We start from the raw sequence: 23,556 nt of genomic DNA on the forward strand, positions 1-23,556 counted from the left end.
AGCGCACCCCGCCCGTGCCCTACTGTCGGCCCCATGAGCGCCTATCCGCCGCCCGCACCGCCCGCCACCGCCCGCCCCTCCGTCGTGCCGACCGTGCTCGGCTCGATCGGCGTGGCGCTCCTCGGGATCCTGCTGCTGCTCGTGCTCGCCTACGTGGTTCTCGGACTCGGCGTCAGCGCCGCGGGGATCTGCGCGGTCATCGCCCTCGTCCCGCTGACCGTGGTTCTGCTGGGCGTCCGCTGGGTCGACCGGTGGGAGCCGGAGCCCGCGCTGGGCCTGTGGTTCGCGTTCCTCTGGGGCGCGGCCGGGTCCGTCGCGATCGCGCTCCTGGTCGACCTCGGCGTGCAGATCGCCGTCTACGCGTCCGGGCAGCAGCCGAGCGGATCCGACTTCGTCGGCGCCGTGATCCAGGCGCCGCTGGTCGAGGAGACGGCCAAGGGGATCGGCGTCCTCCTCGTCCTGCTGATCTGGCGCCGGACCTTCGACGGACCCGTCGACGGCATCGTCTACGCGGCCGTCGTCGCCTCCGGGTTCGCCTTCGTCGAGAACATCCTCTACTTCGGCAGCGCGCTGGTGGAGGGCGGTCTCGGCTCGCTCGCCGTGACCTTCTTCCTCCGCGGGGTGCTCTCGCCCTTCGCGCACGTGCTCTTCACCGCCTGCACGGGCGCGGCCCTCGGCTTCGCCTCGAACCGGCCCGCCGTCGCGCGGCTGCCCATCGCCCTGCTCGGGCTGGCGCTCGCCGCGTTCCTGCACGCGCTCTGGAACGGCTCGTCGTTCCTGGTGTCCGACTGGTTCGGCTTCTACGGCGTGGTCCAGGTGCCGCTGTTCGCGGTCGCCGTGGTCGTGGTGGTGCTGCTGCGCCGGCAGGAGCGGCGCGTGACGCTCCAGCGGCTCGACGACTACGCCGTCGCCGGCTGGCTCTCGCCGGCCGAGGTGCGGATGATCGGCACCGCGGAGGGGCGCCGCACCGCCGCCCGCTGGGCCCGGAGCGCGGGAGGGGACCGGCCGCGGGCGATGCGGGACTTCCTCCGCTCGGCGACGCGGCTCGCGCACCACCGGCAGCACCTCCTGCTCGGCCGCGGCGGACGCACCGGAGCGGTCGACGAGCAGGTCCTGCTCGACGAGCTCGTCGCCCACCGGGCGGTGCTCACCCGCTGAGCCGGGGCCGCCCCCGCTCAGCCCCGGCGCGCTAGGCGGAGGCGCTGCGCACGCGGCGCTCGCCGGCCGTCACGGGCACGCCGAGCCGGTTCTGCGCGGGCGGCAGCGGGCAGTTGTAGTGGGGCGAGAAGCCGCACGGCGGGATGTACGCCCGGTTGAAGTCCAGGAGCACCGGACCGGGGGTGCCCGCGTCGGCCTCGCCGCCGATCCGCTGCACGACGAGGAAGCGGCCGACGGGGTAGCTCGCGAGCTCCGGGTCGTCGCTGCGGTTGGTCGGATCGCCGAACGGGACGAGGAGCGTGCCGCCGTCGTCGAACGCCGCGACCGTGTACTCGCGGGCGCGCCCGTCGTCCACGAGCGAGAAGGTGATGTCGCCGGGCACGACGAGCTCGCGGGTGGCGCCGTTGTCGCGCAGGTGCTCGAACGGGACCGTGCGATCCTCGGCGACCGGCTCGAACCACGCCTCGAGCACCCAAGCGGCGTCGAACGGGAAGGTCTCGATGGCGTCGAAGGACCGGATGCCGTCGGAGGCCGCGTCCCAGACGCGGTAGCCGTACTCGGGCTCGCCGGTGTCGAGGTTCTCGCGGCGCATCCGCGTCAGGGTCGCCGAGGGGCCGTAGCCGGCCAGCGCCCGCTCGTCGTCGACGCTCTCGCCGGGCTCGAGCCAGCGCGTCTCGACGAGGGCGAGATCGCCCCGGGGTCCGGTGACGCGCTCGACGCGTCGGGCGAGCCACGACTCCCAGCCGGCGCGTGCCGACTCCGTGAGGTCGATCGAGGCGCGGGAGGGGGCGGTGACGCTGCTGCTCGGGGTGGCCATGGGGCGTGCAACGCGGGGCCGTCCGGTTCTCTTCCCGGTCGATGACCGGACGGAGGACGGGCACCCGCGAGAAAGAGCTCGACGCCCTGCGGCAGCGGCAGGGCCGGCTGCTCGGACGGGGCGTCGAGCTCTTCGTGAGAGAGAGGATGCTCCTCCGCGGCGCCGAGCGCAAGAGGCATCCGGATCCCGCTGTCAGCACGGCCCGCTTCGGATCGCTCGGTAGACTGGACCGCCTGTTTTCCCGCGGCCCCCGGAGCGCATCCCGCGCCTCCCGGCCCGCGGCGGCGGACCCTCGGAAGGCGGACGATGACGGACGGCAGCACTGTGCAGGCCACCGAGCTCTCTCGGGAGCGCGACTACGTGGCGGCGCTCTACGCCCGCCTCGACGAGCTGATCGCCCAGGCCCGCGAGGCTCTGGACACGGTCCGCATCGAGAGCGTCGGCGGCAACCACCAGAGCCGCTCCGAGCGCGACGCCTACGCGCGGCTCTACGAGGACCGCATCCGCTCGCTCACCGGCGCCGACGACCGGCTCGCCTTCGGCCGGCTGACGCTCGCGGACGCCGACGCCGAGCACCGCTACATCGGCCGGATCGGCCTGCGCGACGAGGAGCAGGACACGCTGCTGCTCGACTGGCGCGCCCCGCAGTCGGCCGCGTTCTACCAGGCCACCGCCGCCCGGCCGATGGGGACGCGCGCCCGGCGCCACCTCACCACTCGGGGCCGCGAGGTACTCCGCTTCGAGGACGAGGTCTTCGACGAGGAGCTGCTGCGCGAGGGCACCGTGCTGCAGGGCGAGGGCGCGCTCATGGCGGCCCTCGGTGCGCAGCGCACCGGCCGGATGCACGACATCGTCGCGACCATCCAGAGCGAGCAGGACCGCATCATCCGGTCCGAGCTGCGCGGCGTGCTCGTCGTGCAGGGCGGGCCGGGCACCGGCAAGACCGCGGTCGCCCTGCACCGGGCCGCCTACCTCCTGTACTCCTACCGAGACCGCATCGCCTCCTCCGGCGTGCTCGTGGTCGGCCCCTCGCGGTCCTTCCTCCGCTACATCGAGGCGGTGCTGCCCTCGCTCGGCGAGACGGGCGTCGTCCTCTCGACGCTCGGCCAGCTCTACCCGGGCCTCGACCTCGTCGAGGAGGACGTGCCCGCGGTCGCCCGCGTGAAGGGCTCGGCGCGGATGGCGGAGCTGCTCAAGCGCGCGGTCCGCTCCCGCCAGACCGTCCCGGCCGAGACCCAGGTGCTCGACGTCAACGGCGAGAAGCTCCGTCTGGAGCCGCAGGACGTGGAGCGCGCGATCACCCGGGCGCGCGACACCCGCAAGCCGCACAACGAGGCGCGCGTCTCCTTCGTCAAGACGCTGCTCTCGCAGCTCACCCGCCAGCTCGCCGATCAGCTGCGGAGCCACGGCAGCACGGTCGACGAGGCCGACGAGGCGGTGCTGCGCGAGGACGTGCGGACCGCCCACGACGTCCGCGTCGCTCTCAACACCGCGTGGATCCCGCTGACCCCCGAGAAGCTGCTGCAGGACCTCTACGCCCGTCCGAACTGGTTCGCGACGCTCACGCCGCGCTGGACCGCCGCGCAGCGCTCCCTCCTCCGCCGCGACCGCGACGCTGCGTTCACGGTCTCCGACGTGCCGCTGCTCGACGAGGCCGCGGAGCTGCTCGGCGCCTACGACGACCTCGCCGACGCCTCGAAGAAGGCCGAGAAGGAGCAGCGCAAGCGCGACGTCGAGAACGCGGAGGCGGCCATCCGCAACATGGGCGTCGACGGCCTCGTCAACGCCAAGGACCTCGCGGCCGGCTTCGCCGAGCGCTCGGTGCTCGGGACCACCGCCGAGCGGGCCGCGGCCGACCGCACCTGGACCTACGGGCACGTCGTGGTCGACGAGGCGCAGGAGCTCTCGCCGATGCAGTGGCGGGTGCTGCTGCGCCGCTGCCCGATGCGCTCGTTCACGATCGTGGGCGACGTCGCGCAGGCGTCCGGCGCCTCCGCCGCCTCGAGCTGGGACGCCGCGCTCCGCGACACCTTCGGCCGCCAGGGCCGGGGAGTGGAGGCGGCGCCGTGGCGCCTGGAGGAGCTGACGGTCAACTACCGCACGCCCGCGCAGATCGTCGCCTTCGCCGAGCGGACGGCGCGCGAGAACGGGCTGGAGATCACGCCGGGGGAGGCCGTGCGCTCCACCGAGTGGCCGGTGCGGACGATCCGCGACCGCGGCGACGCGAGCCTCTCGGAGCGCGTGCTGGCGGCCGTCGTCGAGGACCGGGCGATCGAGGCGGAGGGGACGCTCGCGGTCATCGCGCCCGACGACGACCTCGCCGCGATCGCCGAGCGCCTCGAGGAGCGGTTCGGCCGGGAGGTGGGCCGCGGAGCGACCGGGCTCGACCGCGCGATCGCCGTGCTGTCGACGAACGACGCCAAGGGGCTCGAGTTCGACTCCGTGATCATCGCCCGCCCTCGCCTCATCGCGCAGACCGGCGAGCGCGGCGCCGCATCGCTCTACGTCGCGATGACCCGGCCGACGCAGCGCCTCACGCTCGTGGAGTGAGTGCTCGCAGCCCGCTCCCAGACTCCGCTCCCGAGCGCCGTAGGATCGAGGTATGAGCAGCGAGAACCTGACCAAGCCCGAGGTCGACGCCCCTGAGGGCCCGGCCCCCGACACCCTCGTCGTCGAGGACATCGTCGTCGGCGACGGCGCCGAGGCGCAGCCCGGCTCGACCGTCGAGGTCCACTACCTCGGCGTCGAGTACGACACCGGCGAGGAGTTCGACTCCTCCTGGAGCCGCGACCAGTCGATCAACTTCCCCCTCAACAACCTCATCCGCGCCTGGCAGCAGGGCATCCCGGGGATGAAGGTCGGCGGCCGCCGCAAGCTGATCTGCCCGCCCGCGCTGGCGTACGGCCCGGCCGGTGGAGGGCACCCGCTCTCCGGCAAGACCCTGATCTTCGTGATCGACCTGCTCGGCACCGAGTAGCTCCGAGCACACGACGAAGGCGCAGCTCCTAGCGGGGCTGCGCCTTCTTCACGCGGTCGACCAGCTCGCGCCAGGCTCCGTCGAGCTCGGTCTCGCCGAGGCGGACGTGGTGCGTCTGCACGCGGATCTCGTAGACGAAGCGGTCGGCCCGGCCGGGGGACTCGCCGTCGGCGGCGTCCCAGGGGAGCGAGCCGAGCAGGTCGCGCCAGGCGCGCTCGTCGGGCTGCTGCTCGACGTCGACCCGCCACACCCGGCGGAGGCCGGCGACTCCGCCGCTGCGCGACACGATGACGTCCATGCGCGCGATGCTACCCGCCTCCGTCCTCGAGCGGACCGGCTCAGGCGGACAGCGTCACGCCGACCGTCGTCCAGCCGGTGCGCACGGCGGCCTCGACCTCGGAGCCGGATCCGTAGCGCTCGGCGGCGGCCCGCACGGTGAGCGCCGCGAACGCCTCGAAGTCGGCCGTCGCGGTGAGGACGCCCCCGGTCAGCACGTCGTACCAGACCTGCCCAGCGCGCTCCCACGCCTTCCCGCCGAGGGTCGTCGCCGCCACGGCGAACGCGCGGTTGGGGATCCCCGAGTTGATGTGCACTCCGCCGTTGTCGTCGTCGGTCTCGACGTAGTCGGCCATCGAGCCCGGCTGCGGGTCGGAGCCGAGGACGTCGTCGTCGTAGGCGGTGCCGGGGGCGATCATCGACCGCAGGGCCGTGCCCTGCACCTCGTCGGTGAAGAGCCCCTCGCCGATCAGCCAGCTCGCCTCGTCGGCGCTCTGGCCGGCGCCGTACTGCTCCAGCAGGGCTCCGAACACGTCCGAGACCGACTCGTTGAGCGCTCCGGACTGGCCGCGGTAGACGAGGTTCGCCGTGTACTCGGTGATGCCGTGGGCGAGCTCGTGGCCGATCACGCTCTGCGAGACGGTGAAGCGGCGGAACACCTGGCCGTCCCCGTCGCCGAAGACCATCCGCGAGCCGTCCCAGAAGGCGTTGTCGTAGTCGTCGCCGAAGTGCACGGTCGCGTCGAGCGGCAGCCAGGCGTCGTCGATCGAGTCGCGGCCGTACGCACCCTGCAGGAAGGCCGACATCGCGCCGAGGCCGTCGTACGCCTCGTCGACGGCCGCGTCCCCCGTGGCCGCCTCGCCCTCGCGGCGGACGACCGTGCCGGGCAGGGTCTCCTCGGTCCGCGCGTCCGCGATGGTGCGCCGGAGCGACTGCACGCGGGTGCGCGGCGAGGACGTCGCGGCGGCGGTCGGCGCCCCGCGGTCGGGCGCGGGCTCTCCGGGCCGGACGCGCCGGAACGGCACGTCCTGCTCGAGCGAGCGGCTCGCGGCCCGCGCGGCCCGGGCGAAGGCCGGATCGTCGAGGCGGGCGATGCGGACGAGGAGGTACGGCGGCACGACGGTTCGTCTCATGCCCCGATCCTGGCACCGACGTCCGACACGGTCCCGGGCTCGCCCGGCGGGCCCGCATGCGGTAGCGCCGAGCGGTAGCGTGAGCGCGACGAGCGGTTTCCAGCGATCCGGGGCCAGGCCCCGAGGACGACGAGGGCGGACATGGGCATCATCACGCGGGGCTTCTTCGGCAAGAGGGAGGCGGACCCGGACCTCCCGCCGGGCCAGCACCTCGAGAACGGCTTCCCCGTCCTCTCGATCGGGCCCACCCCGAACATCCACGAGTGGGCCTTCTCCATCGACGGCGGCCCCGCGGGCGTGCGCCGCTGGAACCGGGAGGAGTTCGACGCGCTCCCGCACGAGGACGTGCACACCGACATCCACTGCGTGACCCGGTGGTCGAAGCTCGGCACCAGCTGGCGCGGCGTCTCGGTCGACACTCTGCTGGAGGGCCTGGAGACGGACGCCGGCTTCGTCATGGCGCAGAGCTTCGGCGGCTACACGACGAACCTCCCGCTCGCCGAGATCCGAGGCGGGAGGGCCTGGGTCGTCACCGAGTTCGAGGGGAAGCCCCTCGCGGCCGAGCACGGCGGCCCCGCCCGCCTCCTGGTGCCGCACCTCTACTTCTGGAAGAGCGCGAAGTGGGTGCGGACGCTCCGTCTGATGCCCGGCGACGAGCCCGGCTTCTGGGAGCAGAACGGCTACCACATGCACGGGGACCCCTGGAAAGAGGAGCGCTACTGGTGATGTGGACGGAGGCGGTGGCCGAGTCGGTCGCGCCGCTCACGCCCACGTCGCGCCTCCTGGTGCTCCGCGTGCCCGGGTGGCCGGGCCACCTGGCGGGGCAGCACCTCGACGTGCGCCTCACCGCGCCCGACGGCTACCAGGCGAGCCGCTCCTACTCGATCGGCGCCCCGGCCGACGGGGAGCGGGTCGAGCTCGCGGTCGAGCGGCTGGACGACGGGGAGGTCTCCCCGTACCTGGTCGACGGGCTCGAAGCGGGCGACCGGCTCGAGATCCGCGGTCCGATCGGCGGCTGGTTCGTCTGGCGTCCGGAGCAGGCGGAGCCGGTGCAGCTGATCGCGGGCGGGAGCGGCGTGGTGCCGCTGATGGCGATGGCGCGCGAGCACGCCCGGTCCGGGCGCGCGGCGCGGATGCAGCTGCTCTACTCGGTCCGCTCGCCCGTCTTCGCCTACTACCGCGAGGAGCTGGCGGCGCTCGCCGAGCGGCCGGCCGCGACGGGCGGAGTCGCGGTGGACCACGTCTTCACCCGGGTGGCGCCGGCGGGAGCGGCGCGTCCGGCCGGCCGCGTCACTCCGGAGCTGCTCGCCGAGGCGGCTCTGCCGGCCCCGCTCGAGCCGACCGTCTACGTGTGCGGCCCGACCTCGTTCGTCGAGGCCGTCGCCACCGCCCTGGTCGAGCAGGGCCACGCGCCCGAGCGCGTCCGCACCGAGCGCTTCGGCGGCGCCTGACGCCTTTCCCCGCGAGGCGCCGCGCCCCGGCGGCGCCCCGGGGGGAGGGATCACTCGAAGGAGACGGTGCGGTTCTCGCCGATGTCGGGCTGTCCGCCGGTGACGGCGGCCTTGAGGACCTTGAACAGCACGACCGGGCGCGGCTCGTCGGTCGCCCACAGCTCGACGGTCTCGGCCTCGACGCGGATCAGCGCGACGGTCGGGTCGTCCTTGCCGTCGGGGAACCAGCCGGCGACGGCCGGGGACCACAGCTCGTCCACCTTCGCCGGGTCGTGCACGACAGTCGCCGAGCCGGCCACCGACAGGTAGCCCTTCTTCGACTCGAACGCGACGTTGACGCTCGGGTTCGCGCGGATGTCGTCGACCTTGGGCGACGGGTCCTGCGTGAAGAACCACAGCTCGCCGTCGAAGTCGATGTCCTGGGCCTTGAGCGGACGGCTGACGAGCTGCCCGGTGGCATTGACGGTGGTGAGGAGCCCGATCCCGGCGCTCTTCACCATCTCGGTGATCTGCTCGCGGTCGTCGGAGTCGGCGGGAGTGATGTCGGTGTCGGTCATGGTGCCGACGCTACGCGGACCGTGCGCCGCCGCAAGGGGTGGCGACGCCTCACCGCGCGTGTCTAGCGTCGAGGCATGGACACCGAATCGACGTACACCGCCATCCTCGACAGCGGAGCGGAGCAGGAGAGCATCCGCCTCGAGATGATCGACGGCTCCCCGCAGCGCTCCTTCACCCGCCTGGCCGACATCGACGGCGAGGAGGTCGAGGTGGTCTGGGAGCTGGAGCCCGACGACGACGGCTTCCACGTCTACCGCCCGGTGCGGGTCGAGGGCCGCGACGACGACAGCGGACTGGTCTCGGACGACCGGCTGACCGACGGCGGCGGCGCCGACGCGGCCTCCGGCGACTGATCCCCGGCGCGCCCGTCCGCCGGCCTGAGCCGAGCGGGCGGGCGCGCTGTCCCATCCGGCTCGAGGGAGACGCCCCTCCGCTCAGGCCGTCGGGTGCAGGGCGTCGTACCCACGGAACCCCGGCCGCAGGCGCAGCACCGCGGCGAGGATCGCGATGATCGCGAGCCCGCCCGCGAGCGGCGGCAGCCAGAGCAGCGCGAGCGAGGCGAGCAGTCCCGTGTAGAGGTCGCCGACCCGCGGGCCGCCCGTCACCACGACGATGAACACGCCCTGGAGCCGACCCCTCATGTTGTCGGGGACCGCGGTCTGCAGCATCGTCTGCCGGAAGATCGAGCTGACGTTGTCCGAGGCGCCCGCGCCGGCCAGGGCGACCGCCGCCAGCGCGATGAGCATCGCGTTCGGCGCCGACGCGTCGTGCTGCACGAGCGCGGCACCGAGCAGGACCGCGCCGAACGCGACGACGAACGCTCCGTACACCTGGATCGAGCGGCCGATCGCGAGGCCCTGCCGGCGGACCCCGGTGAGCCGGCCGGAGAAGACGCCGCTGATCAGCGCCCCGATCGCGAACGCGGCCGTGAGGGCGCCCACCGTCACCGCGCCTCCGCCGAGCAGCACGGCGGCGGCCGCCGGGAAGACCACGCGCGGCTGTCCGAAGGTCATGGCCACGATGTCGACCAGGAAGGACATCCGGATGTTCGGGGCGCCCTTCAGGAAGCCCAGGCCGTAGCGGAGGGACTCCAGCCCCGGCCGCTGCCGCTCGCCCTCGGGCACGAGCGCCGGCAGCCCCGCGATGCCGAGGAACGCGGCGAGGAACAGCACGACGTCGATCGTGTACGTGATCGCGAAGCCGGAGGAGGCGACCAGCACGCCGGCGAGGGCGGGCCCCACGGTCACCTCGACTCCGCTCGCGATGCCGCCCAGCGCGGCGGCGGCGGGGACCAGCTCGGTGCGGAGCAGCCGCGGAGCCAGCGTCATCCGGGTGGTCACGATCACCGTCGTCGCCACCGCGTTCACGGCGGTGAGCACGTAGAGGGAGAGCGGGGTCTCGGCGCCGAGCCAGGCGAGGGCCGCGATCCCCGCGGTCGAGCCCCAGGCCACGACCGCGGCGAGCAGGAGCACCAGGCGGCGGTCGAACGCGTCGGCGAGCATCCCGCCGTAGAGGCCGGCGATCACGGTCGGGACCAGCGCCACCACGCCGACCAGCGCGACCGCGAGGGTCGATCCGGTGAGCTCGTAGATGTGCAGGCCGACCGCGACGATCGTCATCTGGCCGCCGATACCCGAGATCACGTTGCCGGCCCAGAGCCGGGCGAAGGCCGGGGACTCGCGGAGGGGGGAGACGTCGAGGACGTGGCTGCGCCGGGGGGCGCGGGGGGTCTGGCTCACTCGCTCCATTCTGCTGACTCCGCCGCCCTGGCGGGCTGCGTCGCGCCGATCCGGGGGCTCAGGGGTCATCCCCTAGGGTGAGAGGCATGAGCACGTCATCCGACGGCGCGCCCGGGCGTCAGGGTCCTCCTGCCCCGCGAGCAGCCGGAGCCGCCCCCTCGCGACGCTCGATCCGCACCGCCGCCGAGGCGGGCGCGCGTCGCGCGGCGGCCGCCACGGGCGGTCGTCGCAGCTCCACGGGCGGCGTCCGCGCCGGAGCCGCTCGGACCGGTGCCACGGCCTCGGGAGCCCGCGGGTTCCTCCGCCGCTACGGAGCCGGGATCGTCTCGGTCCTCCTGGCCGTCCTCGCCGTCCCGCTGTCGTTCTTCGTCTGGTACGCCCTGATCTCGCTCGGCGCCTACCCGGGCGACCAGGCCGTCAGCGATCTGCTGGTCGGCGTGCTCTACACCGCGCTCGTGCACGCGGTCCTGCTCGCCGGGATCCTGCTCGCCGTCTCCACCCTCCGCGCCCGGCGTCGCGAGAAGCGCCCGCCGATCGCCGGCTGGATCGGCGTGGTCCTCAACGTCCTCGTGCTCGTCTACTGGCAGCTGCTGGTCTCGCCGTGGCTCGTCGTGCTCTGGAACCGGGCCACCGGCTCCTGATACCGCCCTCCCTCTGGTAGAGTCGTCCGGTTGCCGTTCGACGGCCGCGGATCAAGAGAGCCCACGCATCAGGCGCCGGGCACCGCGCAACGAGAGAGAGGGGATCCCATATATGGCACTCGAAGCAGATGTCAAGAAGGCGATCATCGAAGAGTACGCGACCCACCCCGGTGACACCGGATCCCCCGAGGTGCAGGTGGCCGTCCTGACCAAGCGGATCAAGGACCTCACCGAGCACCTCAAGGAGCACAAGCACGACCACCACTCGCGTCGTGGTCTGCTGCTGCTCGTGGGTCAGCGTCGTCGACTCCTCGGCTACCTGTCGGATGTGGACATCAACCGCTACCGCTCGCTGATCGAGCGTCTCGGTCTGCGCCGCTAGCTCCTCCCGGAGCAGGGCGCGGTCTCGATGACACCGCGAACTTCTTGCCGAACGGGCCGTCCTCCTCGCGGAGGGCGGCCCGTTCCGCGTTCCCGGGCGGACGAGGCGCGCGGCGCCGGTCAGGGCAGGGGAGCGGGGCGGTCGACTCCGCCCCACGAGTAGCCGCTCGAGGCCGAGAACCAGTCGGCCGCGGCCCGCTGGAGCGCCGTGTCCTCCTCGGGGCGGCCGGGAGCCTCCACGGCGTCGACGAGCCCGGGCAGGGCGATCCGCCAGGCCGCCGCGCTGCGCTGGGCGCGGCCCCAGTCGCGCGCGCACACCGGGTCCTCGGCCGCCGCGGCGAGAGCCCGCGGCGAGGTCACCCGCCAGCCGGTGTCCGACTCCGCGACCACGACCGCGCAGGTGAGCGCGGCGCCGCGGATGATGCTGTCGGGACCGGCGGAGGGGCCGATCGCCTGATCCTGAGCCGCGACCACCGCGGTGAGCGCGAGCTGCAGCCGGGTCGAGGGCTCGTCGGGCCGCGGTCGGATCCTCCCGTCGCCGGCCGAGACCGAGGCCGCCGATCCGGGTGCGAGGAGCAGCCCGGAGGAGGACTGCGACGCGTGCAGGCTCAGCAGACCCGTCACTCCGTCCGTCCCGCTCGTCACGCCCCGCACCGAGGAGTCGCCGAGACTCCAGACGACGGGGGTGCGGTTGTGGATCGTGAGGCGCCGGTGGTCCTCGTCGAGGCAGGCCACGAGGTGGCCGGCCGGCACGCCCGCTCCGCCCTCGAAGGCGGACGAGGCGGCCAGCAGCTCCCGGGCGTCGTCGCACTGGGCGGGGGCGTCGGAGGCGGCGGCGGCCTGGTCGGCGACCGGCGCCCGGGGGGCGAGGGAGCCCTGCACGCCCGCGACCGCCGCCGTGGTGAGCGCCGCGGCGGCGAGGAGGAGGACCACGCCGCGCCTGCCCATCCTCCGCACCTCCTGGTCGGAGGCTAGCCCGGCGCGGGCGCTCGGGCCAGCGCTGCGAGGGGCTCGCGACGTGTCCGGCAGGAATTCTTTCGAGGAATCTCAGACCGGGTGCATCCGAGGAGGCGCCTCGGCCGGAAGTAGTGGTGAAGGCCCTTCTCGACCACCCCCCGACCCCACGCGGGTCCCATCGTGAAAGAGGAACACCGTGACCACCTCCCGCTTCTCCCGCAGCCTGCTCGCCGGTGCCTGCATCGGAACCCTGGCCGTCGTCGGCATCGCCGCCACGCCCGCCGCCGCCGCCGACGCCGACTCGGCCGACCTCTCGGTCCTGCACGCCGTCCCCGACACCCCGGTCGACGTCTACGTCGACGGCAAGCTGACGCTCGACGACTTCACCCCCGGCTCGCTCGCCGGCCCGCTCGACCTCCCCACCGGCACCTACAAGGTCGCCATCACGGCCTCCACCGCCGCGGACGCCAGCGCCCCCGTGATCGGCCCGATCGACATCAGCCTCGAGGCGGGGAAGAGCTACACCGTCGCGGCGCACCTCACGCCGGACAACACCCCCACCGCGACCCTCTTCACCAACGACATCTCGAAGACCGCCGCGGGCGAGGGCCGGCTCACGGTCCGCCACATCGCCGCCGCTCCGGCCGTGGACATCCTCGCCGGAGGGTCGCCCGTCCTGACGAACGTGACGAACCCGAACGAGGGCGTGCTGAACCTCGCCCCGGCCACGATCTCGACCGTGGTCGCCGCGACCGGGACCACCGCGCCGGTCATCGGCCCGGCCGACGTGCAGGTCCAGGAGGGCGTGAACACGATCGTCTACGCCTGGGGCAGCCTGGAGAAGGGCAACCTCGCCCTCGCGACGCAGACCATCGACGGACTGCACTCCTCGCCGTCGGGCGTCCCCGCCGGTGAGGCCGGCCTCGCCGCGGACAACCGCCCCGACGCCGCCGCGGGCTGGTGGGGCGGAGCACTGCTCGCCGCCCTCGCCGCTGCCGGCGCCGTGCTGATCGGCCGCCGCACCGCCGCCTCGCGTCGCTGACCCGAGGATCCGACCGCCGGGTCGGCCGTGCTGGAGCGCGGCCGTCCCGGCACCCCCGACCACGACCCAGGAGGACGCCATGAGCCGGAGCCCCTTCCCTCTGCGCGTCCTCGCCGTGGTCGGGCTGATCGTGGCCGGTGCCGGTCTCGCCGGATGCGCGGCGCAGGAGTCCCGGGTGGAGCCCGCTCCCGCCGCCGTCTCCTCGGCGCCCCAGCAGCCGGTGCCGGCCACGGTCCCCTCCTCGCCCGCGGCGACCCTGCCGGAAGCGGTGCCGTCCGTGCCGGTGGCGGATGCTCGGCTCGGCGCGACCCCCGCCCCCACCGCGCTCGCTCCCGAGCGGCTCGTCGTCGACGGGCTCCCCGTCGACATGGCCGTCGAGCCGGTCGGAGTCGCGGACGACGGCACGATGGAGCTCGTGCCCGACACGCAGGTCGCCGGCTGGTACCGCTTCGGCGCCGGCCTCGACGAGCCGGAGGGCACGGTCGTGATCGCCGCGCACGTCGACTCCCTCGCCTACGGCCTCGGGCCGTTCGTCGAGCTGAAGAAGGCGGTCCCGGGCCAGACCGTGACCCTCACCGGCGCGGACGGCGCGGAGCGCGCGTACACCGTCTCGACGGTGGAGACCACGGAGAAGACCACGGTCGACCTCTCGGCCGTGTTCGCCGCCGACGGACCGCCGCGGCTGGTCCTGATCACCTGCGGCGGCGACTTCGACTACGACACCCGCCACTACCTCAGCAACGTGGTGGTCACGGCCGTCCCGGCCGGCTGATCCGCCCGCCCGAGCCTCAGCGACGTACGATGAGCCTCGCAGCGCCGCACGCCCCCGGGCGGCAGCGCTCCCCGCAGCCCTGGAGGGATCCCCTGATCGAGACCATCGAGCCCGCCGACGGCGCCGAGGCCGACAGCGCTCTCGTGGCCCGGCTCGGCCGCCGCTTCGCCGCAGGGGAGGAGGCGGCGCTCGCCGAGGCGTACTCGCGCTGGTCGCCGCTGGTCTTCACGCTGGCGCTGCGCTCGCTCGGCGACCGCGGCGACGCGGAGGACGTGGTGCAGCGCGTGTTCGTCTCGGCCTGGACCTCGCGCTCGGGCTTCGATCCCGGACGGGCGGCTCTCGGAGCCTGGCTGGTCGGGATCTCCCGGAGGAGGATCGCGGACGCGCACGAGGCGCGGGCGCGCGAGCGGAGGCTCACCGAGGCCCTCGTCGCCGTCACCCCGGTCGAGGAGGGGGAGGCCCCCGTCGACCTCGAGGCGCGGATCCTGATCGCCGACGAGCTGGCCCGCCTGGATCCCGTCCCCCGGCGGGTGATCGGCCTCGCCTTCTACGAGGACCTCACCCACACCGAGATCGCCGAGCGCACCGGCCTGCCGCTCGGTACCGTCAAGAGCCACATCCGCCGCAGCCTCGACCGGCTCCGCTCCCGCCTGGAGGTGAGCAGCACATGACCCACCTCGATCCCGACGAGCTCGCCCTGCTCGCCCTCGGCGAACACTCGAGCGACGCCGAGCAGGCCCACCTGCGCGACTGCCCCGACTGCGCCCGGCAGCTGGTCGAGCTCGGCCACGCCGCGGGTCTGGGCCGTGCGAGCCGTGCTGTCGAGCTGGAGGCGCCGCCCGCGATCGTCTGGGACCGCATCCGCGAGGAGCTCGCCCTCGGCGACCTCGGGCCCGGCGCCCTGCCGTCGTCGGCCGCTGCCGTGCCGCCTCCGCTCGCCCTTCCCCCGGGACGGCACCGTCCCGCCCGCCGCCGCCGGCCCCGCGCTCTGAGCGCCGTGCTGGCCGCTCTCGGCGCGCTCGTCATCGGGGTCGCGGGCGGAGCCTGGTGGCAGGCCTCGCGGAGCGACGACACCGCCGCCGTCGTGGCGCGCGCTGATCTCGCCGCTCTCCCCGACTGGCAGGGAGCGAGCGGAACCGCCGAGCTGGAGGACGCCGACGGCACCCGCCGCCTGCACGTGCACCTCGATGCGCAGAGCGCGGACGACTCGTACCGGGAGGTCTGGCTCCTCGCCGCCGACGCCTCCGGGCTGGTCGGGCTCGGCGTGCTCGACGGGACCGACGGCGTCTTCGCCGTGCCCGACGACGTCGACCTCGCCGAGTACCCGCTCGTGGACGTCTCCCAGGAGCCGTTCGACGACGACCCGGAGCACTCCGGCGACTCGATCGTCCGCGGCCCCCTGCGCGAGGGCTGAGGCCTAGGCCGACCGCTCCGCCAGCACGGCCGTGAGCGCCTGCACCGCGGCGGAGGGGCGCGGCGCCGTGCAGACCGAGAGCTCCCAGACCAGCCCCGGCCAGTCGAGCGCGAGGGCCGTGACGCCCTCCAGCGGCTCGACGCCCGCGCGCGGCACGATCGCCGGCCCCAGCCCCGCCTGCACGAAGCGGGGGATCCCCGGCAGATCGGCGACCTCGGTGGCCACCCGGCGCGACGCCCCGGCTTCGCGGAAGGCGAGGTCGACGGCGACCCTGTTGCCGAAGCCGGCGGGCGTGTCCACGAAGGTGAGCCCGTCGAGGTCCTGCGGGGAGGGCGGTCCCGCCGCGGCGAGCGGATGCGCGCTCTCCACCAGCAGGACGTAGTCGCTGCGCACCAGCCGCGTCACCGCCAGGCCCCGCAGCTGCGTCGCCGGCAGTGCCAGCAGAGCGGCGTCGAGCAGGCCGCGGCGCAGGTCCTCGGCGAGACCGGTGGAGCCGGTGGTCGAGGTGCGCAGGAGCAGGTCCACCAGCGGGTGCCGAGTGCGGAAGACGCCGAGCGCGCCGGGCAGGTCGACGAGGTCGAGGGCGGAGAAGGTGCCCACCCGCACCCGCCCGCGGAGCCCCGCCGCGTCGTCGGCCGCGAGCGAGCGCATCCGGTCGAGGCTGTCGATCGCCGATCGGGCCGAGGGCAGGAGCGCCTCGCCGACCGCGGTGAGCGCCACCCGCCGGGTCGAGCGGGCGAACAGCGGCGAGCCGAGCTCCTGCTCGAGCGAGCGGATGCTCGCCGAGAGGGTCGACTGCACGACGAACAGGCGCGCGGCCGCCCGGGTGAAGCTGAGCTCCTCGGCGACGGCGACGAAGGCGGCGAGCTGGCGGTCGTCCATCCGCCCATTATCCAGCAGAGACGATCAATCCAACGAAGATCCTCCGTTGGACACGGATGATGGGGCGGAGCACTGTGGACACCGTGACCACCACCGAGCGCTCCCTCCCGTCCGTCCACCGCCGCGAGCTCCCGCACCGCCACGGCTTCTGGGTGATCGCCGTCGCCTTCCTCACGGTGATGGCGTTCTCGACCGTGCCGACACCGCTCTATGCGATCTACCAGCAGCGCGACGGGTTCCCGGCCTTCGTCGTCACCGTGGTCTTCGCCGCGTACGCGGTCGGAGTCGTGGCGAGCCTCTTCCTCGCCGGGCACGTCAGCGACTGGCTCGGCCGCCGCCGGATCCTGCTCGCGTCGATCCTCGTCGAGGTCCTGGCGGCCGCCGTGTTCCTGCTCTGGCCGGACGTGCCCGGGCTGATCCTCGCCCGCCTGCTGACCGGGCTCGGCGTCGGCGCGCTCACCGCGACGGCCACCGCCCACCTCGCGGAGCTGCGCGCCGTCGCCCGCCCGGAGGAGGGCCCCGGCACCTCCCGCGCCGTCTCCGCCCTCGTCAACATGGGCGGGCTGGCGCTCGGCCCGCTCGTCGGCGGGGTGTTCGCCGTGACGGTGCGCGAGCCCCTGGTCGTCCCGTACGCCGTGTTCCTCGTCCTCCTGGTCGTCCTCGGGATCGGCGTCGCGCTCGTCCCCGAGACGGTCGAGCGGCGCGAGGTCCTCCCGGCCTACCGTCCGCAGCGCCTGGCCGTGCCGGCCGCCTCCCGCGGCGTCTTCCTCTCGGCCGCGGTCGGCGCGTTCGCCGGGTTCGCCGTGTTCGGCCTCTTCACCTCGCTGGCGCCGACCTTCCTCGCCGGGCGCTTCGGCGAGACCTCCCACCTCGAGGCGGGCGCGGTCTCCTTCGGGGTCTTCGCCGCCGGAGCCGTCGCGCAGCTGGTCTCGATCCGGCTGTCCTCGCGGACGGCGCTCCGCCTCGCGGCCGTGGCGCTGACGGCCGGGCTGCTGCTGGTCGCGACCGGCGCCGTGATCGTCTCGGTGTCCGCCTTCATCGTCGGCGGGGTGCTCGCGGGAGCGGGCGTGGGCCTGCTCTTCCGCCTGGCGCTCGGAGTCGCCGGCTCGCTCGCCACCGACGAGACCCGCGGCGAGGTGCTCGCGGCCGTGTTCCTCGCCGCCTACCTCGGCCTCGCGGTGCCGGTCCTGGCGATCGGTGCCGCGCTCGCGCTCCTGCCGGCCGTCCCGGTCCTGCTCGGCTTCGTCGCCGTCGTGCTCGTCCTGGTGCTCGCGGCGATCGCCCGGATGCGGCGCACCGCCTGACGCGAGCGGGGGAGGGGTCGCGCGCTGGACAATGGGGGCATGAAGCTCTTCCCGTTCGGACGCGGCGACGCGAACCCCCTCCCCTCCGACGACCGCGGCTCGGGCAAGCTCGACGACTACGACTACGAGCTGCGCCCGAAGTCGCGGCGCGGCGACACCCTCCTCCGCCTCGCCGACTCCCGGCCGCACCAGGACGAGATCGCGCGGGTGCTCGCCCTCGGCGAGGACGAGGTCACGGCCGTGATCCCGCGCCGCACCGCGGAGGAGGAGCGCGTGGACGCTCCGATGCCGGTCCGCCTGTTCGCGGCCCAGCGCCCCTCGGGGCTCGTCGGTCAGGTGCCGCGCGGTCTCGAGAACGTGGTCGAGGCCGCCCTCGCCCGGCTCTCGGAGGCGGGGAGGTCGCCCCGCGTGCCGGCCCGCATCGTGACGGTGAGGGGCGGGCTGCGCGTCGAGCTGCTGATGCACGAGACGCGGGGCTGACGGGCGGAGGGCCCGCCGGGTCGGCGCGGTCCATGGAGGAACCGCACCGCGGCTGATAGCATGAACCGGTTCCGAATCCGAAAGCGACCGCCGGTCGACCCAGGATTCGAGCCACGGAGCAGGCCGGCAGGAAGCTGGTCCTCGGTGGTGGAGTCCCGGACGGCGGCAGCGTGCGACAGAGCACGGGCCGCCGCGGCACGAGTCGCAGGCGGCACGTCCCGCTCGCGGCACAGGTCGCGACAGCCCGGAGCTCTTCTACTGGTGGCCAGCACGAACGCCCTCCACACGACGGCACGGCGCGAAGCCCTGCCGTGGGATCGTCTCGATTCCTGACCGGACCGCTGCTCCGACGAACGCCGGCGCCCAGAAGGGGCGCCGCTGCAGACGTTAAGGAGACAGACCTCTTGGAAGGTCCTGAAATCACATTCGCCGAAGCCGTTCTCGACAACGGCTCGTACGGCATCCGCACCGTCCGCTTCGAGACCGGCCGCCTCGCGCAGCAGGCTCAGGGCGCCGTCGCCGCCTACCTCGACGAGGACACCATGCTCCTCTCGGCCACGTCGGCCTCGAAGAACCCGAAGGACAACTTCGACTTCTTCCCGCTGACCGTCGACGTCGAGGAGCGCTCCTACGCCGCCGGCAAGATCCCCGGCTCGTTCTTCCGCCGCGAGGGCCGCCCCTCCACCGAGGCGATCCTGGTCTGCCGTCTGATCGACCGGCCGCTGCGCCCCTCGTTCGTCGAGGGCCTGCGCAACGAGGTCCAGATCGTCATCACGGTCCTCAGCATCGCGCCGGACGAGTTCTACGACGCCCTCGCGATCAACGCCGCGAGCGCGTCCACGCAGATCTCCGGCCTGCCGTTCTCCGGCCCGGTCGCCGGCGTCCGCCTGGCGCTCATGTCCGACGGCTCCGGCAACGACCAGTGGGTCGCCTTCCCCAAGGCCTCTCAGCTGGAGAACGCCGTCTTCGACCTCACCGTCGCGGGCCGCGTCGTCACCAACGAGGACGGCTCCTCGGACGTCGCCATCATGATGGTCGAGGCCGAGGCCACGGAGTCCTCCTGGAACCTCATCAAGGCGGGTGCGACCAAGCCCAGCGAGGACGTCGTCGCCGAGGGCCTTGAGGCCGCCAAGCCCTTCCTCCGCGCACTCGTCGAGGCGCAGGCGAAGCTCGCCGCCGAGACGGCGAAGCCGGTCAAGGACTACCCGGTGTTCCTGCCCTACGCGCAGGAGACCTACGACAACGTCGCCGAGCTCAGCTACGACGAGCTCGTCCGCGTGTACCAGATCGCCGACAAGGTCGAGCGGCAGGACGCCGACGACGCCCTCAAGGCGCGCGTCAAGGAGCAGATCGCCGAGCGCATCGCCTCGGGCCAGCTCTCGGCCGAGGCCTACAACCAGGTCGGAGCGGCGTACAAGTCCGTCACGAAGGTGGTCGTCCGCGGCCGCATCCTCCGCGACGGCGTGCGCATCGACGGACGCGGCCTGGCCGACATCCGCCCGCTCGACGCCGAGGTGCAGGTCATCCCGCGCGTCCACGGCTCGGCCATCTTCCAGCGCGGCGAGACCCAGATCCTGGGCGTCACCACGCTGAACATGCTCAAGATGGAGCAGCAGATCGACTCGCTGTCGCCCGTCACCAAGAAGCGGTACCTGCACCACTACAACTTCCCGCCCTACTCGACCGGTGAGACCGGCCGCGTCGGATCGCCGAAGCGTCGCGAGATCGGGCACGGCTTCCTCGCCGAGCGCGCCCTCGTGCCGGTGCTGCCGAGCCGCGAGGAGTTCCCCTACGCGATCCGCCAGGTCTCCGAGGCGCTGAGCTCCAACGGCTCGACCTCGATGGGCTCGGTCTGCGCGTCGACCCTGTCGCTCCTCAACGCCGGAGTGCCGCTGCGCGCCCCGGTCGCGGGCATCGCGATGGGCCTCGTGTCCGACGTCGTCGACGGCCAGACCCGCTACGCGGCGCTGACCGACATCCTGGGCGCCGAGGACGCGCTCGGCGACATGGACTTCAAGGTCGCCGGAACCGCCGAGTTCGTCACGGCCATCCAGCTCGACACGAAGCTCGACGGCATCCCGTCGTCGGTGCTCGACGCCGCGCTCAAGCAGGCCAAGGACGCCCGCACCACGATCCTCGCGGTGCTCACGGCGGCCATCGACCAGCCCGACGAGATGGCCCCGACCGCGCCCCGCGTGATCTCGGTGCAGATCCCCGTCGACAAGATCGGCGAGCTGATCGGCCCCAAGGGCAAGACGATCAACGCGATCCAGGACGAGACCGGCGCCGACATCTCCATCGAGGAGGACGGCACCGTCTACATCGGAGCCGTCGACGGTCCGTCGGCCGAGGCCGCGCGTGCGCAGGTCAACGCCATCGCGAACCCGACCAACCCCGAGGTTGGCGAGCAGTTCCTCGGAACCGTCGTCAAGCTCGCGACCTTCGGCGCGTTCGTCTCGCTCCTCCCCGGCAAGGACGGACTGCTGCACATCAGCGAGGTCCGCAAGCTCGCCGGCGGCAAGCGCGTCGAGAACGTCGAGGACGTCCTCGGAGTCGGCCAGAAGCTGCTCGTCCAGATCACCAAGATCGACGACCGCGGCAAGCTGTCCCTCGCGCCCGTCGTGGCCGAGGAGGCCGAGGTCGAGGCTCCCGCCGAGAGCTGATCCCTCCTGCACGACCGTGACGCCCGTCCCACTCCGGTGGGGCGGGCGTCCGTCGTCGGCGGGGGCATGGGGTACGGTGGCGGGACCGCGCCGCACCGCCCCGACCGGAGGACTCCGTGACCGACCCGACGCCCCTGGCCACCGAGCCGGAGACGCCCCTCCTCTCACGCACCCTGGGTCGGACCGGCCTCCCCGTGCATCCGCTCGCCCTCGACGGCTCCGTCTTCGGCTGGGCCGCCGGGATCGACGACACCACCGAGGTGCTCGACGCGTTCGGCCGCCTCGGCGGCACCCTGATCTCGACCGCGGACCACTACGCGACCGGTCGGAGCGAGTACATGATCGGCCGCTGGCTCGAGCAGAGCGGGCTGCGCGAGCGGATGCTGGTCGCGACGAAGGTCGGCCGGCACCCGGACGCGCCGGGACTCGCCCCGGAGGACGTCCGCATCGCGATCGAGGGGAGCCTCGAGCGGCTCGGCACCCGGATCGACCTGCTCTCGTTCGACAGCGAGGACCCCGGGATCCCCATCGCCGACAGCCTGGCGGCGGTCGCGCCGTTCCTGGCGGACGGCTCGGTCGGCGCCCTGGGCGCCGCGCACTTCAGCGGAGCGGCGATCACGGCGCTGCACGAGACGGCGACCGCGTTCGCGCTGCCGTCGCTCTCGGCCGTCGTGTCGGAGTACAGCCTGATGGAGCGCCGGACGTACGAGACCGACGTCGCCCCCGAGGTGGTGCGGCTCGAGCTCGGCACCCTCGCGCGGCTGCCCCTGGCGAGCGGCTACCTCACCGGCGCCCTGCGCAGCCGCACGGACGAGCCGGAGTCGGCCCTGTTCGAGGCGGGCCTGGACTACGTCGGCCGCCACGGCTCCCGCGTGCTCGCTGCCCTCGACGAGATCGCCGGCGCCCACGGCACGGAGCCCGGCGTGGTCGCGCTCGCCTGGGTGCTCTCGCACCAGGAGGTCTCGGCGGCGATCGTCCGGGCCCGGAACGCCGCGGAGCTCGAGTCGCTGTTCGCGGCGGCCGCGCTCCCGCTGACCCGGAGCGATATCGCCCAGCTGGACCGCGTCTCCGCCTGAGCCTCTCGCCCGCTGGTCCGCCGCCATCGGGCGCCGCGCCGCGCCCCGCGCCGGGCTCGGAGCGGGGCGCGGCGAGGTTCAGCGGCGCAGGATGCGCGCCTCCCACGGGCCGAGCGTCGACCCGGTCGCACCGGCGACGTTGCCGAGGACCGTCTCGGCAGCCGCCCACTCCTCGAGCAGCGGCACGTCGATCGGCTCGCCGGACACGTTCCCGACGACGAGCAGCTCGCCCGGTCCGGTGCGCGTGAAGGCGAAGAGCGCGGGGTGCTCGGGCTCCAGCAGCGCGAAGCGGCCCAGCTGCACCGTCTCATCGGCGTGCCGCAGCGCGATCAGCGCCCGGTAGTACTCGAAGACCGACCGCTCGGCGGCCCGGTCAGCGGCGACGTTCACCTCGGCGGCGTTCGGGTTGACCGCGATCCACGGCTCGCCGGTCGTGAAGCCGGCCTGGGGGCCGTCGTCCCACTGCACCGGCGTGCGGGCGTTGTCGCGGCTCTGCGCGCGCAGCCCGGCGAGCACGGTCGCCGGGTCCTCGCCGCGCTCGTCGACGGCCTCGGCCCAGTAGTTCAGGGACTCGACGTCGCGGAAGTCCTCGATGCCGGCGAACGGGACGTTCGTCATCCCGATCTCGTCGCCCTGGTAGATGTACGGCGTGCCGCGCTGGAGGTGGAGGAGCGTCGCCCAGAGGGTCGCGGACTCGTAGCGGTGCGCGCCGTCGTCCCCGAAGCGCGAGACGAGACGCGGCTGGTCGTGGTTGCCGAGGTACAGGCTGTTCCAGCCGCGCTCGGCCAGGCCGTCCTGCCAGCGCGCGAGGTTGGCCTTCAAGGCGATCAGGTCCAGCGGCACCGGGTGGAACTTGTCGACTCCGTGGTCGATGCCGACGTGCTCGAACTGGAAGACCATGTCGAGCTCACGCCGCTCGGGATCCGTCACGAGCACCGCCTCCTCGAGGGTGACACCGGGCATCTCGCCGACGGTGAGGAAGGAGCCCTCGCGGTGCGCGAACACGGCCTCGTGCATCTCGCGGAGGTATTCGTGCAGCCGCGGACCCACCCCTCCGACGATGCCCGTGCCGCCCTGCTCGCCGTCGACGGCTCCGACGTCCTTCGAGACGAGGTTGATCACGTCCATCCGGAAGCCGTCCACTCCGCGGTCGAGCCAGCGGTTCATCATCGCGTGCACCGCGTGCCGCACCTCGGGGTTCTCCCAGTTGAGGTCCGGCTGCTGCACCGCGAAGAGGTGGAGGAAGTACTCGTCCGTCGCCGGGTCGAGCGTCCAGGCCGGGCCGGAGAAGTAGGAGCGCCAGCCGTTCGGCTCGGCGACGTCGAGGCCGGCGCCGGCGGCCGCCTCGAGCTCGCGGCCGGGCTCGGCCGAGCGGCGCCCGCGGCGCCACCAGTACCAGTCGCGCTTCGGGTCCTCCTGCGAGGAGCGGGACTCGACGAACCAGGCGTGCTCGTCGCTCGTGTGGTTGACCACGAGGTCCATCACGATGCGGATGCCGCGCTCGTGGGCCTCCGCGAGGAGCAGGTCGAACTCCTCCAGCGTCCCGAACCGCGGGTCGATGTCCTCGTAGTCCGAGATGTCGTAGCCGTTGTCGTGCTGCGGCGACGGGTAGACCGGCGAGAGCCAGATCACGTCGACCCCCAGGTCGGCGAGGTGGTCGAGCTTCGAGCGGATGCCGCCCAGGTCGCCGATGCCGTCGCCGTTCGAGTCCGCGAACGAGCGCGGGTAGATCTGGTAGACGACGGCGCTCGTCCACCAGGGCGCGGACGTCTCCCGCTCGGGGGAGTCGCCCATCGGCCGGCGGTGCGAGGGTGCGACGGCGGTCGGCTCGACGG

24 protein-coding genes are annotated in these 23,556 nt (G+C 73.7%); 16 read left to right on the forward strand and 8 right to left on the reverse strand.

Annotated features, from left to right (window positions below):
- The first annotated feature begins 33 nt into the window (after window positions 1–33).
- Entirely contained in the window at window positions 34–1,158 is a 1,125-nt protein-coding gene (locus C5C49_RS07890; RefSeq protein WP_104345853.1) for a PrsW family intramembrane metalloprotease, read from the forward strand.
- A 31-nt stretch (window positions 1,159–1,189) separates the two neighbouring features.
- Here the strand turns inward: C5C49_RS07890 and C5C49_RS07895 are convergent, their stop codons facing one another.
- Window positions 1,190–1,975: a DUF1684 domain-containing protein gene (locus tag C5C49_RS07895; protein ID WP_104345854.1), complete on the reverse strand. Its 786-nt coding sequence runs from the start codon at window positions 1,973–1,975 to the stop codon at window positions 1,190–1,192.
- Between the two features lie 306 nt (window positions 1,976–2,281).
- On the opposite strand from C5C49_RS07895, the gene C5C49_RS07900 reads away from it, so the two are divergent.
- Both C5C49_RS07900 and C5C49_RS07905 read left to right on the forward strand, forming a co-directional pair.
- Window positions 2,282–4,525: a UvrD-helicase domain-containing protein gene (locus tag C5C49_RS07900; protein WP_104345855.1), complete on the forward strand. Its 2,244-nt coding sequence runs from the start codon at window positions 2,282–2,284 to the stop codon at window positions 4,523–4,525.
- Window positions 4,526–4,577: 52 nt separating this feature from the next.
- A complete protein-coding gene (locus tag C5C49_RS07905; protein WP_104224823.1) occupies window positions 4,578–4,952 on the forward strand; it encodes an FKBP-type peptidyl-prolyl cis-trans isomerase in 375 nt (124 codons plus the stop codon).
- Window positions 4,953–4,980: 28 nt separating this feature from the next.
- Here C5C49_RS07905 and C5C49_RS07910 read toward each other — a convergent pair whose 3' ends face one another.
- Complete coding sequence (locus tag C5C49_RS07910; protein WP_104233246.1) at window positions 4,981–5,250, reverse strand: protealysin inhibitor emfourin; 270 nt, start codon at window positions 5,248–5,250, stop codon at window positions 4,981–4,983.
- Between the two features lie 40 nt (window positions 5,251–5,290).
- Complete coding sequence (locus C5C49_RS07915) at window positions 5,291–6,361, reverse strand: M4 family metallopeptidase (RefSeq protein ID WP_104345856.1); 1,071 nt, start codon at window positions 6,359–6,361, stop codon at window positions 5,291–5,293.
- Window positions 6,362–6,502: 141 nt separating this feature from the next.
- Here C5C49_RS07915 and C5C49_RS07920 point away from each other — a divergent pair, with 141 nt between their 5' ends.
- Complete coding sequence (locus C5C49_RS07920) at window positions 6,503–7,087, forward strand: molybdopterin-dependent oxidoreductase (protein WP_104224820.1); 585 nt, start codon at window positions 6,503–6,505, stop codon at window positions 7,085–7,087.
- Window positions 7,087–7,812: a ferredoxin reductase gene (locus tag C5C49_RS07925; protein ID WP_104345857.1), complete on the forward strand. Its 726-nt coding sequence runs from the start codon at window positions 7,087–7,089 to the stop codon at window positions 7,810–7,812. Before C5C49_RS07920 ends, C5C49_RS07925 begins: the two co-directional genes overlap by 1 nt.
- 50 nt (window positions 7,813–7,862) lie before the next feature.
- Here the strand turns inward: C5C49_RS07925 and C5C49_RS07930 are convergent, their stop codons facing one another.
- Window positions 7,863–8,369 (reverse strand): pyridoxamine 5'-phosphate oxidase family protein, encoded by a 507-nt coding sequence (locus tag C5C49_RS07930; protein WP_104224818.1) that lies wholly within the window; start codon window positions 8,367–8,369, stop codon window positions 7,863–7,865.
- A gap of 75 nt (window positions 8,370–8,444) precedes the next feature.
- Between C5C49_RS07930 and C5C49_RS07935 the strand changes: the two genes are divergently transcribed.
- Window positions 8,445–8,723, forward strand: coding sequence for a hypothetical protein (locus C5C49_RS07935; protein ID WP_104224817.1), 279 nt, complete (start codon window positions 8,445–8,447; stop codon window positions 8,721–8,723).
- A gap of 81 nt (window positions 8,724–8,804) precedes the next feature.
- Here the strand turns inward: C5C49_RS07935 and C5C49_RS07940 are convergent, their stop codons facing one another.
- A complete protein-coding gene (locus tag C5C49_RS07940) occupies window positions 8,805–10,109 on the reverse strand; it encodes an MFS transporter (protein WP_258068415.1) in 1,305 nt (434 codons plus the stop codon).
- 86 nt (window positions 10,110–10,195) lie between these two features.
- Here C5C49_RS07940 and C5C49_RS07945 point away from each other — a divergent pair, with 86 nt between their 5' ends.
- Window positions 10,196–10,750, forward strand: a complete 555-nt coding sequence (locus C5C49_RS07945; RefSeq protein ID WP_104224815.1) for a hypothetical protein — start codon at window positions 10,196–10,198, stop codon at window positions 10,748–10,750.
- Window positions 10,751–10,862: 112 nt separating this feature from the next.
- Window positions 10,863–11,132: a 30S ribosomal protein S15 gene (gene rpsO / locus C5C49_RS07950; RefSeq protein ID WP_068252328.1), complete on the forward strand. Its 270-nt coding sequence runs from the start codon at window positions 10,863–10,865 to the stop codon at window positions 11,130–11,132.
- Between the two features lie 119 nt (window positions 11,133–11,251).
- On the opposite strand, the gene C5C49_RS07955 is transcribed toward rpsO, so the two are convergent.
- Window positions 11,252–12,079, reverse strand: a complete 828-nt coding sequence (locus tag C5C49_RS07955) for a hypothetical protein (protein WP_104297441.1) — start codon at window positions 12,077–12,079, stop codon at window positions 11,252–11,254.
- A 205-nt stretch (window positions 12,080–12,284) separates the two neighbouring features.
- Here C5C49_RS07955 and C5C49_RS07960 point away from each other — a divergent pair, with 205 nt between their 5' ends.
- The 4 genes from C5C49_RS07960 (at window position 12,285) to C5C49_RS07975 (ending at window position 15,316) form a co-directional block, all read left to right on the forward strand.
- Window positions 12,285–13,130 (forward strand): DUF4397 domain-containing protein, encoded by an 846-nt coding sequence (locus C5C49_RS07960; RefSeq protein WP_104239038.1) that lies wholly within the window; start codon window positions 12,285–12,287, stop codon window positions 13,128–13,130.
- Window positions 13,131–13,209: 79 nt separating this feature from the next.
- Window positions 13,210–13,902, forward strand: a complete 693-nt coding sequence (locus C5C49_RS07965) for a class F sortase (RefSeq protein WP_104260617.1) — start codon at window positions 13,210–13,212, stop codon at window positions 13,900–13,902.
- A 29-nt stretch (window positions 13,903–13,931) separates the two neighbouring features.
- On the forward strand, window positions 13,932–14,573 hold the full coding sequence (locus C5C49_RS07970; protein WP_104226288.1) for an RNA polymerase sigma factor: 642 nt from the start codon (window positions 13,932–13,934) through the stop codon (window positions 14,571–14,573).
- Window positions 14,570–15,316, forward strand: coding sequence for an anti-sigma factor (locus C5C49_RS07975; RefSeq protein WP_104239041.1), 747 nt, complete (start codon window positions 14,570–14,572; stop codon window positions 15,314–15,316). The genes C5C49_RS07970 and C5C49_RS07975 overlap by 4 nt, the downstream gene beginning before the upstream one ends.
- A gap of 3 nt (window positions 15,317–15,319) precedes the next feature.
- Here the strand turns inward: C5C49_RS07975 and C5C49_RS07980 are convergent, their stop codons facing one another.
- Window positions 15,320–16,198, reverse strand: coding sequence for a LysR family transcriptional regulator (locus C5C49_RS07980; protein ID WP_104233255.1), 879 nt, complete (start codon window positions 16,196–16,198; stop codon window positions 15,320–15,322).
- 83 nt (window positions 16,199–16,281) lie between these two features.
- Between C5C49_RS07980 and C5C49_RS07985 the strand changes: the two genes are divergently transcribed.
- The 4 genes from C5C49_RS07985 to C5C49_RS08000 all read left to right on the forward strand — a co-directional run bounded on the left by C5C49_RS07985 (window position 16,282) and on the right by C5C49_RS08000 (window position 21,721).
- The gene (locus C5C49_RS07985) at window positions 16,282–17,502 is read left to right on the forward strand and encodes an MFS transporter (RefSeq protein WP_258068416.1); all 1,221 of its coding nucleotides are present in this window, start codon (window positions 16,282–16,284) and stop codon (window positions 17,500–17,502) included.
- A gap of 39 nt (window positions 17,503–17,541) precedes the next feature.
- Complete coding sequence (locus tag C5C49_RS07990; protein ID WP_104226292.1) at window positions 17,542–17,982, forward strand: hypothetical protein; 441 nt, start codon at window positions 17,542–17,544, stop codon at window positions 17,980–17,982.
- A 404-nt stretch (window positions 17,983–18,386) separates the two neighbouring features.
- Window positions 18,387–20,645 carry a polyribonucleotide nucleotidyltransferase gene (locus tag C5C49_RS07995; RefSeq protein ID WP_104345860.1) on the forward strand — a complete coding sequence of 753 codons (2,259 nt, stop codon included), beginning with the start codon at window positions 18,387–18,389 and terminating at the stop codon, window positions 20,643–20,645.
- Between the two features lie 116 nt (window positions 20,646–20,761).
- On the forward strand, window positions 20,762–21,721 hold the full coding sequence (locus tag C5C49_RS08000) for an aldo/keto reductase (protein ID WP_104233259.1): 960 nt from the start codon (window positions 20,762–20,764) through the stop codon (window positions 21,719–21,721).
- A gap of 78 nt (window positions 21,722–21,799) precedes the next feature.
- On the opposite strand, the gene C5C49_RS08005 is transcribed toward C5C49_RS08000, so the two are convergent.
- Window positions 21,800–23,515 carry an alpha-glucosidase gene (locus C5C49_RS08005; protein WP_104345861.1) on the reverse strand — a complete coding sequence of 572 codons (1,716 nt, stop codon included), beginning with the start codon at window positions 23,513–23,515 and terminating at the stop codon, window positions 21,800–21,802.
- Between the last annotated feature and the right edge of the window lie 41 nt (window positions 23,516–23,556).

It is taken from the genome of Rathayibacter sp. AY1E2 (assembly GCF_002932325.1).
In the GTDB taxonomy this organism is placed as follows: Bacteria; Actinomycetota; Actinomycetes; order Actinomycetales; family Microbacteriaceae; genus Rathayibacter.